Consider the following 16104-nt stretch of genomic DNA (forward strand, 5'->3'; position numbering starts at 1 on the left):
GAGTTACCATCCGTGACATAACGCTTCTGATCAGTCACGGGCGGCATGGCTCTCCGGCTGGGTAGGCGCAGGGGCCGGAGTGGAGGTGCGCATGAGCCAACTGGCCGTCCCGATGTGGGACGTGAGCAACGGGCAGGGACTGCGGCAGCTGGCGGAGCTGGGGCTGGCGCTGGTGCTGTCGAGTGTCATCGGCTGGGAGCGGGCGGCCCAGCAGAAGAGCGCGGGGCTGCGCACGCACACCCTGGTCGGCATCGCCAGCGCCCTGATGATGGAGGTGTCCCAGTACGGCTTCACCGATGTGCTGGGTCTGGAGCACGTCTCGTTCGACCCCTCGCGGGTGGCGGCGCAGATCGTCTCCGGGATCGGCTTCATCGGCGGCGGCATCATCTTCGTGCGCCGGGACGCGGTGCGCGGTCTGACCACCGCGGCCACGGTCTGGCTCACCTGCGCGGTCGGCATGGCCTGCGGCGGCGGGCTGCCGATCCTCGCCATCGCGGTCACCGTCCTGCACTTCCTCGTCGTGCGCGGCTACCCCCGCTTCGCCGCCGGGATGATGCCCAGCTCGACGCCCTCCGCCTACGAGCTGCACATGACCTACCGCACCGGGACCGCGCTGCTGCCCCGGCTGATGGAGACCTGCACCCGGCGCGGGTTCCGCATCACCCAGGTCAAGGTCGAGCGGCTGCCCGGGCAGACCGATCCGGCCGCCCACGTCCTGTTCGAACTGGAGGGGACGGGCGACACCGGCGAGCTGACCTCGGAGCTGTTCCAGGACCCGGGCGTGATCGACGTGGCGCTGAACGTGTCCACGGACGACGACTGACACTCCCCGGACCGGGCGGCCGACCCTCCCGGACCGGCGTCCGGCCGCCTCCCGGCGGACAATGGGAGGACCATGGCACGGATGTCGGTCGACGGTGACGAGCTGGTCGTACGCCTGTCGCTGCGGGAGCGGGCGGCGGCCCGGCACGCCGATGTGCGCGTACCGCTGGCGGCCGTCCGCCGGGTGACCGCCGAGCCCGACTGGTGGCGTGCGCTGCGGGGAGTCCCCCGGCACGGCACCCGGCGGATCGGGACGCGCGCCCATCAGGCCGGGACGGACTTCACCGTCGTACGGCCCGGTGAGCCCGTCGTGTGCGTCGAACTCCGGCCGCCCGCGCCCTACCGCCTCCTCGCCGTGTCCGTGCCGACCCCGGCGAAAGCCCGGAGCACGGCCCGGTCGCTGGCCCGGAGTGTGCCGGGGCTCGACACCTCCACGCGGTACCGGCAGCCGCTCCCCGTCCCCGGGGAGGAGCCGCCCCGAGCCGCCCTGACCTGAGGGACCGCACGTTTCGTCCCGGGTTTCCCGGCAACCCGGGACGAACGGGGCACAGGCGAGGAGGGTGAGCCCAGATGGCGCGTTCGGTCGGCATCGACCTCGGTACGACGAACTCGGTGGTCTCGGTCCTCGAGGGCGGCGAGCCCACCGTCATCACCAACACGGAAGGGACGCGGACCACCCCGTCGGTCGTGGCCTTCGCCAAGAGCGGCGAGGTCCTGGTCGGCGAGGTCGCCAAGCGGCAGGCCGTCACGAACGTCGAGCGCACCGCGCGCTCCGTCAAGCGGCATGTCGGCGACCACGGCTGGCGCTTCCCCGACCAGGGGGACATCGACGGCAAGCGGTACACCGCGCAGGAGATCTCCGCGCGGGTGCTGCAGAAGCTCAAGCGGGACGCGGAGTCGTACCTCGGCGAGGACGTCACCGACGCCGTGGTGACCGTACCGGCCTACTTCGACGACGCGCAGCGGCAGGCGACCAAGGAGGCCGGGGAGATCGCGGGCCTGAACGTCCTGCGGATCGTGAACGAGCCGACGGCGGCTGCGCTGGCGTACGGCCTGGACAAGGAGGACGACCAGACGGTCCTCGTCTTCGACCTCGGCGGCGGCACCTTCGACGTGTCCCTCCTGGAGATCGGCGAGGGCGTCATCGAGGTCAAGGCCACCAACGGCGACACGCATCTGGGCGGTGACGACTGGGACCAGCGGGTCGTCGACCACCTGGTCACGACCTTCAAGAACCATCACGGCATCGATCTCGCCAAGGACAAGATGGCGGTGCAGCGGCTGCGCGAGGCCGCCGAGAAGGCGAAGATCGAGCTGTCCAGCGCGACCGAGACGAACATCGCCCTGCCCTACATCAGCGCCTCCGCTGACGGTCCGATGCACTTGGAGGAGAAGCTGACCCGCGCGCAGTTCCAGCAGCTGACGGAGGATCTGCTGGAGCGCTGCAAGGGACCGTTCCACAGCGCGGTCAAGGACGCCGGGATCGAACTGGCCGACATCGACCATGTGATCCTGGTCGGCGGTTCGACCCGGATGCCGGCGGTGACGGAGCTGGTGCGCGAGCTGACCGGCAAGGACCCGCACAAGGGCGTCAACCCAGACGAGGTCGTGGCCGTCGGCGCCAGTCTCCAGGCCGGTGTCCTCAAGGGCGAGGTCAAGGACATCCTGCTGCTCGACGTGACCCCGCTGTCCCTGGGCATCGAGACCAAGGGCGGCATCATGACCAAGCTGATCGAGCGCAACACCACGATCCCGACGCGCCGTTCGGAGATCTTCACCACCGCCGAGGACAACCAGCCCTCGGTGAGCGTGCAGGTCTTCCAGGGCGAGCGGGAGATCGCGGCGTACAACAAGAAGCTCGGCATGTTCGAGCTGACCGGGCTGCCGCCCGCCCCGCGTTCGGTGCCGCAGATCGAGGTGGCCTTCGACATCGACGCCAACGGGATCATGCACGTCTCCGCCAAGGACCTCGGCACCGGCAGGGAACAGAAGATGACCGTCACCGGGGGCTCGGCGCTGGCCAAGGGCGACATCGACCGCATGGTGCGCGAGGCCGAGCAGTACGCGGAGGAGGACCACCGGCGCCGCGAGGCCGCCGAGACCCGCAACCAGGCCGAACAGCTCGTCTACTCCACCGAGAAACTGATCAGGGACAACCCCGAGAAGATCCCGGCGGACGCGCGCCACGAGACGGAGACCGCGATCGCGGAGCTGAAGGAACAGCTCAAGGGCGAGGACACGACGGCGATCCGGTCGGCCCTGGAGCGGGCGAGCGAGTCGGCGCAGAAGCTGGGTGCCGCGCTGTACGACACCTCGCGGGCGCAAAGCGCGGGAAGCGCGGCGAGCGGGGAGAGCCAGGCGCCGTCGTCCGACGCGGGGTCCGCCGGGGGCTCGGCGGACGACGAGGTGGTGGACGCCGAGATCGTCGACGACGACAAGCGGGAGGCGGGCTGACGCGTTCCGTCTCAGCGGGCGCAGCCCACGTCCAGCACCTCGATCACGTCACCGTGGACGGTGTAGACGAGCCAGCACCACTCGCCGAACGCGGCGGCCAGGGCCGGGGGCTCGGTCTCCGCGTCCTTGGTGACCGCGTCGATGAGCATGATGATCTCCGCGTGCATCTCGTCGGGCACGCCGAAGAGCACGTTCGCGGCCTGGGGGATCAGTTCGACTCGCATGGGCGCCTCGCGACCGTTCGGAGTCCCGTACGACCACCATAAGTCGACTTTCCGTGCCGCTGTCGGCCCGGGGACAGGAATGAATGCCGCGTTCCTGCCTACTCGGAGACCATGGCCCGGCCCAATGACGAAGTGGCGGCCCTGTTCCAGGAGTACGCCGACCTGATCTCGATCACCGGCGGGGAGGCGTACAAGGCGCGCGTCTACGAGAAGGCCGCCCGTGCCGTCGGCGGCTATCACGCGGACGTGTCCACGCTGGACGCCAAGGGGCTGCGGGAGATCCCCGGGGTCGGCAGGTCGATCGCGGAAAAGATCGAGGAATACTTCCGCACCGGCGGTGTGGCGGCGGTCGACGAGCTGCGCGCCAGGATCCCGGCCGGGGTCCGGCGCCTGACGGCCATTCCCACGCTCGGTCCGAAGAAGGCGATGGCGCTCTACGACGAGCTGGGCATCTCCTCGGTCGAGGAACTGGTCGACGCGATCCACGCCGAGAAGCCGCGCGAGCTGAAGGGCTTCGGGCCGAAGACGGAGGAGAAGATCCTCCACGGCGTCGAACTCCTCCGGTCCTCGGGCGACCGCGTCCTGATCGACGTCGCCATGGACCTCGCGGACGAGATCGTCGCGGCGCTGTCCGAGGTGCCCGGCTGCCGCCGCTGCACCTGCGCGGGGTCGCTGCGCCGGATGCGGGAGACGATCGGCGACATCGACATCCTCGTCGCGGCCGAGAAGTCCGCGCCGCTGATGAAGGCGTTCACCGAACTCCCTTACGTCACCGAGGTGATCGCGCACGGCCCGGCGAAGACCTCGGTGCGCACCGACCGGGGGCTGGCCGTCGATCTGCGGGTCGTACCGCCGGACTCCTGGGGCGCGGCGCTGCAGTACTTCACCGGGTCGAAGGCGCACAACATCCGCACCCGGGAGCTGGCCGTGCACCAGGGGCTGAAGCTGTCCGAGTACGGCCTGTTCGACGCCGAGAGCGGGGAGAAGATCGTCTCCGAGACCGAGGAGGAGGTGTACGCCCGGCTCGGGCTGCCCTGGATTCCGCCACCGCTGCGCGAGGACCGGGGCGAGATCGAGGCCGGACTGCGCGGCGAACTGCCCGTCCTGGTCCAGGAGTCGGACCTCCGGGGCGATCTGCACACCCACACCGATCTGACCGACGGACTCGCGCCGCTGGAGGAGATGGCGGAGGCGGCAGCGGCACGCGGTTACGCGTACCTCGCGATCACCGATCACGGGCCCGACCTGTCCATGCAGCGGATGACCGAGGAGCGGATGCTGGCCCAGCGCGAGCAGGTGAAGAAGCTCGACGGCACGTACGGCAAGCGGGGCAGGCGGCGTGGGATGCGGCTGCTGCACGGGGTCGAGCTGAACATCGGCCCGGAGGGCGAGGTGGACTGGCCCGAGGAGTTCCTGGCGGGCTTCGACCTGTGCGTGGCCTCGGTGCACTCGCACTTCGACCAGAGCCGTGAGGCGCTGACCCGGCGGATCGTCCGGGCCTGCGAGAACCCGTACGTCAACGTCATCGGCCACCCCACCACCCGCCTCATCGGCAAGCGGTCCCCGCTGGACGCCGACCTGGACGAGATCTTCGCCGCCTGCGCCCGCACCGGCACCGCCCTGGAGATCAACTCCCACCCCGACCGCCTGGACCTGCGCGACGAGGACATCCTGCGCGCCCGCCGCCACGGTGTGAAGTTCGCCGTCGACAGCGACGCGCACTCCGTGCTCCATCTGGCCAACACCCGGTACGGGGTGGGGACGGCGCAGCGGGGGTGGCTGACGAAGGACGATGTGATCAACACCTGGCCGGAGACGCGGTTGCGGCGTTTCCTGCGCAAGGGGCGGCGGTCCGGCGCCCGGAACGCCTCGTGAGTCACCGGTCGCGCAACCGCTCCGCGCACCACTCCCCCGCCAGCCGCGCGACCTCCTCCAGGGTGCCGGGCTCCTCGAAGAGGTGGGTCGCGCCGGGTACGACGCGCAGCTCGTGCGGGGCGCGCAGCCGTGCCGCGGCCTCCTCGTTGAGCCGCAGGACTTCGGGGTCGTCGCCGCCGACCAGCAGGAGGACCGGGGCGCTCACCTGCTCCAGCGCGTCCCCGGCCAGGTCGGGGCGTCCGCCCCGGGAGATCACGGCGTAGACCCGCACCGATCGCTCGGCCGCGGCCACCAGTGCGGCGGCGGCCCCGGTGCTCGCCCCGAACAGCGCGACCGGCAGCTCCCTCGTGCTTTCCGGCTCCGCCAGCCAGTCGATCGCGGCGACGACCCGCCGCCCGAGCAACGGGATGTCGAAGCGGTGCTCGCCCGTGACGACGTCCTCCAGTTCCTCGCGTTCACTGAGCAGATCCATCAGCAGCGTCCCGAACCCGGCGTTCCTCAGCTCCCCTGCGACCATCCGATTGCGCGGGCTGTGCCGGGAACTCCCGCTGCCATGCGCGAACAACACCACCGCCCGCGCCCCGTCGGGCAACCCCAGATCGCCCTCCAACGCGGCCCCCTCGGCGGGAATCAGCACCATCTCGGAGATCACCGCCACCATCTCCTTCCGGGACCGGTCGGACGGCCCCTTCGCGCGGCGCCTCCCGCGTACCCGCCCAGCGGGCGTCTGCACACCGCACGAGGGGCCGCTCGCCCCGGATCAGCCCGCGCGCCCCACGGCCTCGGCGCCCGCCGCCTCGTTCCGCAGCCAGATCGTGCGCTGCGGGAACGGGATGTCGATGCCCGCGGTGTCGAGGTGGGCGTCCTCGCCCACCGTCTCGCCGAGGTCGACGGTGTCCCCACGCCGTACTGGTCCTCGAACATGATGAGGAGCCCGGAGAGATGGTCGGCGACCAGGCTCTGCGTGCCGAAGCCGACCGCCGATTCCCCCTCCTGTCAACGCCTGTTGACATGTCGTCCGCCGTACCGGGACGCCTCGGCCGATTCCGTGATCATCTCGGGCATGATGAGCCGGCCGACCGGCCACGACACCCCTGGAGCGAGCATGTCCGATATCCCGTCCGAGCTGCGGTACGCCGATTCGCACGAATGGCTGCGCACGGAAGAGGACGGTGCGGTGACCATCGGGCTCACCGACCACGCGCAGACGTCGCTCGGCGACGTGGTCTTCGTGGAACTCCCCGCGGTCGGGAAGATCCTCGCCGCTGGTGATCCCGTCGGCACGGTCGAGTCGGTCAAGGCCGCATCGGAGTTCTACGCGCCGGTCGGCGGCGAGGTGATCGCCGTCAACGACGACGTGAGCGAGGAACCGGAGCTGGTCAACGAGGACCCCTACGGCACCTGGCTGGTCAGGCTCAAGCCGTCGGACGCGAGCGAGCGCGACAAGCTGCTCGACGCCGCCGGGTACAAGGCCCTCATCGGGGAATGAGCCGTGCCGGGGCCGACGGTGAGGAGACGACATGGGTGACCAGGACAACAAGGGTGACCGGGACGACCAGGGCAACCGGGCGTACGGCCACAAGCCGTTCAAGCGCTCCCGGAGCCATTTCACGGACCGGATCACCGCCGACGGCCGCGACGGCTGGCCCGTGGAGTCCGGCCGTTACCGGCTGGTGGTCTCCCGCGCCTGCCCGTGGGCCAGCCGTGCGGTGATCTCCCGTCGGCTGCTCGGCCTGGAAGAGGCGCTGCCGATGGCGGTGACCGACCCGATCCAGGACGACCGGAGCTGGCGGTTCACCCTGGACCCCGACGGACGCGACCCGGTGCTCGGCATCCGCTATCTCGCCGAGGCGTACGAGAAGCGGGAACCGGGCGCACCCGGCGGAGTGAGCGTGCCCGCGATCGTGGACGTGCCCAGCGGGGAGCTGGTGACCAACGACTACCAGCAGCTCACCCTCGATCTGGCGACCGAGTGGACCGCCCTGCACCGCGAGGGCGCGCCGGACCTGTACCCGGAGCGACTGCGCGACGAGATCGACGCAGTGATGGAAGGCGTCTACCAGGACGTCAACAACGGCGTCTACCGCGCCGGGTTCGCCACGCACCAGAAGGAGTACGAGAAGGCGTGCGCCGGGGTCTTCCGGCGCCTCGAGATGCTGGCCGAGCGGCTGGCCGGGCAGCGCTATCTGGTCGGGGACACGATCACCGAGGCGGACATCCGGCTGTTCACCACCCTGGTCCGCTTCGACCCCGTCTACCACGGGCACTTCAAGTGCAATCTGTGGAAGCTGACGGAGAACCCGGTGCTGTGGGCGTACGCGCGGGATCTGTTCCAGACGCCGGGGTTCGGCGACACCGTGGACTTCGACCACATCAAGCGGCACTACTACCAGGTCCACTCCGGCATCAATCCGACCGGCATCGTGCCGCTCGGCCCGGATCTGAGCGGCTGGACGACCCCGCATCACCGCGAGCGGCTGGGCGGCCGTCCCTTCGGCGAGGGGACGCCGCCCGGTCCCGTGCCGCCGGGCGAGCGGGTCGGTCCGCCCGGGCAGGCCGGGTGGACCGGGCAGCTCGGGCAGCTCGCATGAGTAGCGCCTGGCGAGGAAGAAGCCTCCCATGGCGAAGAACACGACCACACGCAAACTGCCGCTGGCCTACAAGCCCGTCGGCTTCGTACTGAGCTGGACCGGCGGCGCGCTGGCCGGGCTGGCGTTCCGCAAGGCGTGGATGGCGATACGGCACGAGGAGGACGCCCCCGACGCGCTCGACCGCGACCGTGGCTGGGGCGAGATCCTGTTCGCGGCGGCGCTCCAGGGCGCGATCTTCGCGGTGGTGCGCAGCGCGGTCGACCGTACGGGGGCGAAGGCCATCGAGCGATCGACCGGGGTGTGGCCGGTCGCGGACCGGGGAGGACGGGACTGACACCGGGTGGTGGCGGTGGGGGTGAAGGTGAGGGTGGGGCGGTGGTGGCTCGGTTCGGCGGGTGGACGGGCGGTCGGCGTCGGTCCCGGCCAGGGCTGGCGCTCCGGCTCCGGCTCGTCCAACTGCCGGACCAGGGGCTCGGGATGGGCAAGGGGCCGGACGGGGGCCCGCGTTTTAGGCCGGATGCCGCGTCAGGATGCGGGGCACCTCGGTCCCGCCGGAGGATCACGATCATGCGCATCCTCACTTTCGCCCCGTCATGCGTCCGTCCCGCCCGGCCCCGTGGTGCGCGGCTCCTCATATCCGCCCTCGCCTGCGGCGCCCTGCTGACGGCGGCCACAGGCTGTGGCGGCACCGACGACCGGGCCAAGCCCGGTGGCCCCGCGCACAACGGCAACCCGGCGGCGGCCGGCTCCGCGCACCCCGTGTCCGGCCCGGGAGTTCCCGGCATCGGAGAGCGGACCGGCGCGCGCATCCCGACCGGCACCCGTCAGCTCGTGGTCGTCTACGGCGAGGACCGCGACTCCCCCGACAGCCTCGCCGTGCTGTACGAGAAGCACGGCACGCAGTGGGAACGCACCGCCGCCTGGCCCGCGCACAACGGCCGCCGCGGCTGGACGACGGACCATCAGCTGGACGACGAACGCAGTCCCGTCGGCGTCTTCACCCTCACCGACGCCGGAGGCTCGCTCAGGAGCCCGGGCACCAAGCTGCCCTACTGGTACGACGACCACGCCTTCGCCGCCTCCATCGACCAGGACGACGAGGACCACGCCCACGACTTCGACTACGTCATCGCCATCGACTACAACCACCTCAAGGGCACCCCGCCCTTCGACTGGAACCGTCCCGAGGGCGTGGAGAAGGGCGGCGGCATCTGGCTCCACGTCGACCACGGCGACGGCACGTCCGCCTGCGTCACCGTCCCCGAGTCCGGGATGAAGACCCTGCTCAACACCCTCGACCCGGCGCAGCACCCCGCGGTGGTCATGGGCGACCGGGAGCGCCTGATGCAGTGACGGTCCCTCCGGTCGGCCCGTCGACCGACCCCTCACCCATGGTGGGCGCACTCACTCCCGCGCCCAGAACTATGGTGTCCCACCACATACGACCCTGACCTGCGCGTTCCTACCGTGTGGCGACACGCATTCCGTCCCCCGTCACACGCCAGGAAGTGGTGCCGATGTCGTCACCCGCAAGCGCCCCGCCCGCTCCCACGAAGCTCCCCCGCATCGTCGCCGCCTCTCTCGTCGGGACCACAATCGAGTGGTACGACTTCTTCCTGTACGGGTCCGCGGCGGCGCTGGTGTTCAACAAGCTGTTCTTCCCGGGCTCCGATCCGCTGGTCGGGACACTGCTGTCGTTCCTGACGTACGCGGTCGGGTTCGCGGCGCGGCCGCTCGGGGCTCTGGTGTTCGGGCACTACGGTGACCGGCTCGGGCGCAAGAAGCTGCTGGTGCTGAGTCTGCTGCTGATGGGCGGTGCGACCTTCGCCATCGGGCTGCTGCCCACGCACGCGACCATCGGAAGCGCCGCACCGGTGCTGCTGACGCTGCTGCGTCTGGTGCAGGGCTTCGCGCTCGGTGGCGAGTGGGGCGGTGCCGTCCTGCTGGTGTCCGAGCACGGGGACGCGCGCAGGCGTGGCTTCTGGGCCTCGTGGCCGCAGACCGGCGCGCCCGCCGGGCAGCTGCTGGCCACCGGTGTGCTGTCGCTGCTCACGGGCGTCCTCTCGGACGACGCCTTCGGCAGCTGGGGCTGGCGCATCCCGTTCCTGCTCTCCGGCGTGCTGGTGATGGTCGGCCTCTGGATCCGTCTCTCCGTCGACGAATCACCCGTGTTCAAGGAGGCGCTGGCCCGGGCCGAGTCCAGGAAGGACGACGTGGAGGAGAAGCTTCCACTCGTCTCCGTGCTGCGCCATCACTGGCGGGACGTGCTCGTCGCGATGGGCGCCCGTATGGCGGAGAACATCAGCTATTACGTCATCACCGCCTTCATCCTCGTCTACGCCACCACGTCCGCGGGCGTCTCGAAGCAGACCGCGCTCAACGCCGTACTCATCGCCTCCGCCGTGCACTTCGCCGTCATCCCGGCCTGGGGCGCCCTGTCCGACCGCGTCGGACGGCGGCCCGTGTACCTCCTCGGTGCGGCGGGCATCGGGCTGTGGATGTTCCCGTTCTTCCGGCTCGTCGACCAGGGATCGTTCGGCTCTCTGATCGTGGCCGTCACCGTCGGACTGGTGCTGCACGGGGCCATGTACGCGCCCCAGGCCGCCTTCTTCGCCGAGATGTTCGCGACCCGGATGCGCTACTCCGGTGCCTCCATCGGTGCCCAGTTCGCCTCCGTCGCGGCCGGTGCGCCGGCCCCGCTGATCGCCACCGCGCTGCTCGAGGAGTACGACAGCTCCACGCCGATCGCGCTGTACGTGATCGCGGCCACCCTCCTGACGCTGATCGCCGTGGGTGTGGCCCGCGAGACCCGGCACCGTGACCTCGCCCAGGTGGCGGAGCGGGGCGCAGACCAGACCGGCGCGAGTGCGACCGCCGAGGCGCGGACGGCATGAGCCGTACATGACCTCGATCGGTCTCTCCACTGACCAGTCTCCGCTGACCGGCCCCTGCTGACCGGCCTCCACGCGGGGGCCGGTCAGTGCCGTCCCGGCACCGCCAGCCCGTGAAGCCGCAGGGCCAGTTGGATCTCCAGGGCGCGGGACGGCGTCTGCCAGTCGGCGCCCAGGAGCCGGCCCACCCGTTCCAGCCGCTGGGCGACGGTGTTCACGTGCACATGGAGGGTGTCCTTGGTCCGGGCGGGGCTCATGCCGCAGGCGAAGTAGGCGTCCAGCGTGCGCAGCAGGTCCGTGCCGCGCCGTTCGTCGTAGGACACGAGCGGGCCGATGGTGCGCTCGACGAAACCGCCCACGTCCCGGTCTGCGGCGAGCAGCAGGCCGAGGAACCCGAAGTCCTCGGCCGCCGCGCCGTCTCCGCCGCGTCCGAGGAGGTGCAGCGCGTCGAGACAGCGGCGCCCCTCGGCGTAGGCGGCGGCCACCGCCTCGGGCCGGTCGGCGAGGCGGGTGACGGGGGCGGAGGCGCCGACGGTGACCGGCTGGCGGACGGCGGCGCCGAGGTCGCGGGCGGTGCGGCGGGCCAGGTCGGTGGCGCTGTCGCCGTCGGCCAGCGGGAGCAGCAGGACGGTGCCGCCGTCGCGGGTGGCGGCCAGGCCGTGCCGGGTGGCGGCGAGGTGGGAGGCGGCGGACCACAGGCGTCGGCGGGCGGCGGCCTCCTCGTCGGCGTCGGCGGTGGGCGCGTCGAGCCGGGCGGCGAGGACGACATGGGTGGCGTCCAGGTCGGCGTGGAAGCGTGCGGCGCGTTCGCGGAGCAGGCGTGGGTCGCGGTCGCGGGCGTCCAGCAGGTCGTCCAGCAGCTCGCCGCGCACCCGTCGTTCGGCCTCGGCGGCGGTGCGGCGGGCGAGCAGGAGCAGCGAGGTGACCATGGCGGCGCGTTCCAGGGTGAGCTGGTCGACGGGATCGAGGTCCGGGTGGCCGCGCAGGACCAGCGCGCCGAGGGATTCGCCGCCCGCGACCAGGGCGGCGATCCAGTCGGTGCCGTGCCGTACCGCGTGGCCCTCGGAGCGGGAGGCTTCCAGGGCTTCGGCGGGTGCGGTGCCGGTCTCGGTGAACTCGACGGTCGCGCCGAGGACTTCGGAGACGGCTGCCGTCACGTCCGCCACTCCCCCACCGCGCAGGACGAGTTCGGCGAGGCGGTCGTGCACCTCGGAGGCGCGCTCGATGACGGCGCTGCGGTCGCGGATGATCTCGTTGGCGCGTTCGAGACCGGCCAGGGCGGAGCGGGTCTCGGTGAGCAGGTTGGTGGTGTCGATGGCGGCTGCCGCGAGAGCCGCGAACGAGCCGAGCAGAGCGATCTGTTCGCGTTCGAAGACCCGGGCCCGCCGGTCGGCGGCGTACAGGACGCCGATGACGTGCGGGCCGAGCATGAGCGGCACGCCGAGGATGGCGACCAGTCCCTCGTCGCGCACGGCGGCGTCGATGGTGAGGGTGTGCCGGAAGCGGGCGTCCTGGAAGTAGTCCTCGGTGACATAGGGCCGGGCCGTCTGGGCGACGAGTCCGCCGAGCCCTTCACCCATGCCGAGGCGGAGCTGCTGGAAGCGGGCGGAGACGCAGCCCTCGGTCACCTGAAGGTATGTGTCGCCCCGGTCCTGGGCGTTGAGGCTGAGGTAGGCGGTGTCGGTGCCGAGCAGGGAGCGGGCGCGCTGCACGATGGCCCGCAGGACGGCGTCCACGTCACGGAGTCCGGCCAGGTCGTGGGCGGTCTCGAAGAGCGCGGAGAGTTCCGCCTCGCGGCGGCGACGCCCTTCCAGCTCCGCGCGGACGCGCAGCGCGAGGAGCTTCGCCTGCTCCAGCGCGGCGATCCGCTCGGCGGGCAGACTCTCGGCGCGGGCGAGCAGCACCGGGCGTTCGTACATCTCCGGGGAGGCGTCCCGGGCGAGGAGTTCGAGGTACGGAATCTCCGTACCGGGTCGGGGTGGTGCCGCGACGGTCCCGGTGCCGGGGCCCGCGGCCTGGGGGGCTTGATCGCGAGACATGGTCACAGCATCGCCCATCGGCAGCCGGACGCGTCAGCCCTGTGGACAACTCCGTCCGCGAGCGCTGCGGGCCCGTTCAGTGCGCCGTCCATCCGCCGTCCATGACGAGGGAGGTGCCGGTGATGAAGGAGGACTGCGGGGCGCAGAGGTAGGCCACGGCCTCCGCGACCTCCTCCGGTTCGATCAGCCGCTGAAGGGCGCTGTCCTGGAGCAGGACCTCGGAGAGCACGCGGTCCTCGGGGATGCCGTGGGCGCGGGCCTGGTCGGCGATCTGCTTCTCGACCAGTGGGGTGCGCACATAGGCCGGGTTCACACAGTTCGAGGTCACGCCGTGGGGGGCGCCTTCCAGGGCGGCCGTCTTGGACAGTCCCTCCAGCCCATGTTTGGCGGCCACATAGGCGGACTTGAAGGCCGAGGCCCGCAGCCCATGGACGGAGGACACATTGACGATGCGGCCCCAGCCCTGCTCGTACATGTGGGGCAGCGCGCCCCGGATCAGCCGGAAGGGCGCCTCCAGCATCACGGTCAGCACGGTGTGGAAGACCTCGGGCGGGAACTCCTCCAGCGGGCGCACCAGCTGGAGCCCGGCGTTGTTCACCAGGACGTCGGTGCCCGCGGCGGCCCGTTCGGCGGCGTCGAGATCGGTGAGGTCGAGGACGTGCGGGACGACCGTGCCCGTGAGGTCCCCGGCCCGCTCGGCCAGTTCGGCCAGGCCCGCCGCGTCCCGGTCCACGGCCCGGACCTCGGCCCCGGCCGCCGCGAGCCGCAGCGCGCAGGCCCGGCCGATCCCACTGGCCGCACCGGTGACGAGCGCGACACGGCCGCCGAGGTCCAGGGCGACGGAGAAGGGGCGGGGGCCGGGCTGCGGGCTGGGCGACGTCATGTGCCGAACCCTAAGTGGAACGGATGGCTCACCACATGTGGTGATGACCCATACTTCAGCCGCTGGTCATAGGGTCGAACCATGTGGGTGCATCGGACATGGCCTGCTTGATCCGGAACAGCGCGAAGTCGTCCAGGTCGGGCAGCGCATTCACGGCGTACCAGCCGACCTCCAGCGACTCGTCGTCGTTGACCCGCGCCTCGCCCCCGGTCGCCCGGCAGCGGAAGGTGATGTCCATGTACTGGCAGACGTCGCCGTTGCCGTAGGTGACCGGTCCCAGCGCCTGGACGAGGACGACCCGCTCCACGACGCAGTGCACGGCCGTCTCCTCGTGGACCTCCCGCACGGCGCAGGCCGCGGGCTGCTCGCCCGGCTCCGGGATGCCGCCGATCACCGACCACTCACCGGTGTCGGTGCGGCGGCCCAGGAGCACCCGGCCCGCGTCGTCGAAGACGATCGCGGTGACTCCGGGGAGCCAGAGCAGCTGGTGGCCCGCCGAGGCCCGGAGCGTACGGATGAATTCAGGTGTAGCCATGGGCCGACCCTATGGCCCCGCACTCCCCCGGCGGACCGCTTCGGGGGGCGTACGGCGGTCGTACGGCTACGCGCGACCGGCGCGTCGACCGCGCATCCCGGCGCCGATCGCCCAGCCGACGCCGCCCGCGGCGACCAGGACAAGCGCGATCTCGGGCAGCACGCCGAGGCGGGTGGCGGGCGTCTCGGAGGAGCGCAGCGGGATCTTCTGGTCGAGGTAGGCGGGCACGAACATGCCGGTCTTCCCGGTGACCTTGCCGTCGGGCATGATGACGGCGCTGACGCCGCTGGTGACCGGCACGGTCACGGCCCTGCTGTGCTCGACGGCGCGGACGCGGGACATGGCGAGCTGCTGGTAGGTCATCTCGCTGCGGTCGAAGGTGGCGTTGTTGCTCGGCACGGAGATCATCTGCGCGCCGTGGGTGACGGTGTCGCGCACGGCCCAGTCGAACGCGGCCTCGTAGCAGGTGGCGAGCCCGACCTCGGTGCCGTCCATGCGGAACACGCCGGGCTTGTCGCCCCGGCTGAAGTCCTGGCGGACCATGCCGGTCCACTCGCTGTTGATCGCGCCGACGAGCGAGCGCAGCGGCAGGTACTCGCCGAAGGGCTGGATCTGCCGCTTGTCGTACGTCTGGGTCGGGCCCTTGCCCGGGGTCCACAGGATCTGCTCGTTGTAGAGCTTGCCGTTCCGCTCGACGACCGAGCCGACCGAGATCGGCACGCCGACCGCCTTGGCGGCGTCGTCGATGACGATGGCGGCGTCGGGGTAGGCGAAGGGGTCGATGTCGGAGGAGTTCTCCGGCCACAGCACGAAGTCGGGGCGGGGCGCCTTGCCCGCCTTGATCGCGGCGGCGAGCTTGAGGGTCTCGCGCGCGTGGTAGTCGAGCACGGCCCGGCGCTGGGCGTTGAACTCCAGGCCCGAGCGGGGCACGTTGCCCTGGATGAGCGCGACCGTGGCGGTGCCGTCCTCGGCCTTGTCGCTCACCAGGGTGCGGGCGGCGACGGCGCCCACGACGGGCACGGCGACACTGAGCAGCGCGGCCACGGCGGCCGAGCGGCGTACCTCGCGGGCGCGGCGGCGCTCGGTGACGAGCCGTACCGCCTCGTACAGGCCGAAGCCGCACAGGACGACCGCGAAGCCGAGCGCCGGGGTGCCGCCCACCGCGGCGAGCGGCAGGAAGACGCCGTCCGCCTGGCCGAAGGCGATCTTGCCCCAGGGGAAGCCGCCGAAGGGCATGCGGGCGCGGACCGCCTCCCCGGCGATCCACATGGCGGCGGCCCACACCGGCCACGCGGGCAACCGGGACACGGTGGCGATGCCCGCGCCGACCAGGGCGACGAAGATGGCCTCGATGGCGACCAGCGCGAGCCAGGGACCGGGACCGACCTCCACGCCGGTCCACACCAGCAGCGGCAGCAGGAAGCCGAGCCCGAAGAGGTAGCCGAGGCCGAGGGCCGCCTTCCAGGTCCGGCCGCGCAGCGTCCACGCGAGACCGGCGAAGGCGGGCAGGGCCAGCCACCACAGGGGGCGCGGCGGGAAGCTGAGGTACAGCAGCACACCGCACAGGGCGGAGGCGGCGGCCGGGATCAGACGCAGCAGACGGCGGCGGCCCGGCGAGACGGGCGGCCGGAGCTGTTCCGGCTGGTCCACGGAGGTTGCGGTGACGGTCACGCGGGGAGTCTACGGCGCGGGGTGGGACCGCTGACAGCGCGGGCCGGGCCGCCGACCTGCGCGGTCTCTCCCGTGGGTCCGGGTCGACGCACCGGCGTCCCCTATGTGTGGCGACACCA

At 71.6% G+C, this 16104-nt stretch carries 15 protein-coding genes; 9 read left to right on the plus strand and 6 right to left on the minus strand.

The window, feature by feature from the left end; genetic code table 11:
• The first annotated feature begins 91 nt into the window (after window positions 1-91).
• From B079_RS0113425 to dnaK, 3 genes are all read left to right on the plus strand, one after another.
• Entirely contained in the window at window positions 92-823 is a 732-nt protein-coding gene (locus B079_RS0113425; RefSeq protein ID WP_018546327.1) for an MgtC/SapB family protein, read from the plus strand.
• Window positions 824-904: 81 nt separating this feature from the next.
• Window positions 905-1318, plus strand: a complete 414-nt coding sequence (locus tag B079_RS31980) for a hypothetical protein (protein ID WP_018546328.1) — start codon at window positions 905-907, stop codon at window positions 1316-1318.
• A 74-nt stretch (window positions 1319-1392) separates the two neighbouring features.
• Complete coding sequence (gene dnaK / locus B079_RS0113435) at window positions 1393-3276, plus strand: molecular chaperone DnaK (RefSeq protein WP_018546329.1); 1884 nt, start codon at window positions 1393-1395, stop codon at window positions 3274-3276.
• Window positions 3277-3287: 11 nt separating this feature from the next.
• Here the strand turns inward: dnaK and B079_RS0113440 are convergent, their stop codons facing one another.
• Window positions 3288-3500: a hypothetical protein gene (locus B079_RS0113440; protein ID WP_018546330.1), complete on the minus strand. Its 213-nt coding sequence runs from the start codon at window positions 3498-3500 to the stop codon at window positions 3288-3290.
• 111 nt (window positions 3501-3611) lie between these two features.
• Between B079_RS0113440 and polX the strand changes: the two genes are divergently transcribed.
• The gene (gene polX, locus B079_RS0113445; RefSeq protein WP_018546331.1) at window positions 3612-5375 is read left to right on the plus strand and encodes a DNA polymerase/3'-5' exonuclease PolX; all 1764 of its coding nucleotides are present in this window, start codon (window positions 3612-3614) and stop codon (window positions 5373-5375) included.
• 1 nt (window position 5376) lies between these two features.
• Here the strand turns inward: polX and B079_RS0113450 are convergent, their stop codons facing one another.
• Window positions 5377-6027: a dienelactone hydrolase family protein gene (locus B079_RS0113450; RefSeq protein WP_037801578.1), complete on the minus strand. Its 651-nt coding sequence runs from the start codon at window positions 6025-6027 to the stop codon at window positions 5377-5379.
• A 453-nt stretch (window positions 6028-6480) separates the two neighbouring features.
• Here B079_RS0113450 and gcvH point away from each other — a divergent pair, with 453 nt between their 5' ends.
• From gcvH to B079_RS0113480, 5 genes are all read left to right on the plus strand, one after another.
• A complete protein-coding gene (gene gcvH / locus B079_RS0113460) occupies window positions 6481-6864 on the plus strand; it encodes a glycine cleavage system protein GcvH (protein WP_018546334.1) in 384 nt (127 codons plus the stop codon).
• A 31-nt stretch (window positions 6865-6895) separates the two neighbouring features.
• The gene (locus B079_RS0113465) at window positions 6896-7966 is read left to right on the plus strand and encodes a glutathione S-transferase family protein (protein WP_018546335.1); all 1071 of its coding nucleotides are present in this window, start codon (window positions 6896-6898) and stop codon (window positions 7964-7966) included.
• A 28-nt stretch (window positions 7967-7994) separates the two neighbouring features.
• Entirely contained in the window at window positions 7995-8300 is a 306-nt protein-coding gene (locus B079_RS0113470) for a DUF4235 domain-containing protein (RefSeq protein ID WP_018546336.1), read from the plus strand.
• Window positions 8301-8533: 233 nt separating this feature from the next.
• On the plus strand, window positions 8534-9319 hold the full coding sequence (locus tag B079_RS0113475) for a hypothetical protein (RefSeq protein ID WP_018546337.1): 786 nt from the start codon (window positions 8534-8536) through the stop codon (window positions 9317-9319).
• Between the two features lie 164 nt (window positions 9320-9483).
• Entirely contained in the window at window positions 9484-10860 is a 1377-nt protein-coding gene (locus B079_RS0113480; RefSeq protein WP_018546338.1) for an MFS transporter, read from the plus strand.
• 83 nt (window positions 10861-10943) lie between these two features.
• Here B079_RS0113480 and B079_RS0113485 read toward each other — a convergent pair whose 3' ends face one another.
• The 4 genes from B079_RS0113485 to lnt all read right to left on the minus strand — a co-directional run bounded on the left by B079_RS0113485 (window position 10944) and on the right by lnt (window position 15985).
• Window positions 10944-12896 (minus strand): helix-turn-helix domain-containing protein, encoded by a 1953-nt coding sequence (locus tag B079_RS0113485; RefSeq protein WP_026248660.1) that lies wholly within the window; start codon window positions 12894-12896, stop codon window positions 10944-10946.
• A gap of 76 nt (window positions 12897-12972) precedes the next feature.
• Window positions 12973-13779 (minus strand): 3-hydroxybutyrate dehydrogenase, encoded by an 807-nt coding sequence (locus tag B079_RS0113490; protein WP_018546340.1) that lies wholly within the window; start codon window positions 13777-13779, stop codon window positions 12973-12975.
• A 55-nt stretch (window positions 13780-13834) separates the two neighbouring features.
• On the minus strand, window positions 13835-14314 hold the full coding sequence (locus B079_RS0113495) for an NUDIX hydrolase (RefSeq protein ID WP_018546341.1): 480 nt from the start codon (window positions 14312-14314) through the stop codon (window positions 13835-13837).
• Window positions 14315-14380: 66 nt separating this feature from the next.
• Window positions 14381-15985 carry an apolipoprotein N-acyltransferase gene (gene lnt / locus B079_RS0113500; protein ID WP_018546342.1) on the minus strand — a complete coding sequence of 535 codons (1605 nt, stop codon included), beginning with the start codon at window positions 15983-15985 and terminating at the stop codon, window positions 14381-14383.
• Window positions 15986-16104 lie beyond the last annotated feature (119 nt).

Source organism: Streptomyces sp. LaPpAH-108 (assembly GCF_000373625.1).
In the GTDB taxonomy this organism is placed as follows: Bacteria; Actinomycetota; Actinomycetes; order Streptomycetales; family Streptomycetaceae; genus Streptomyces.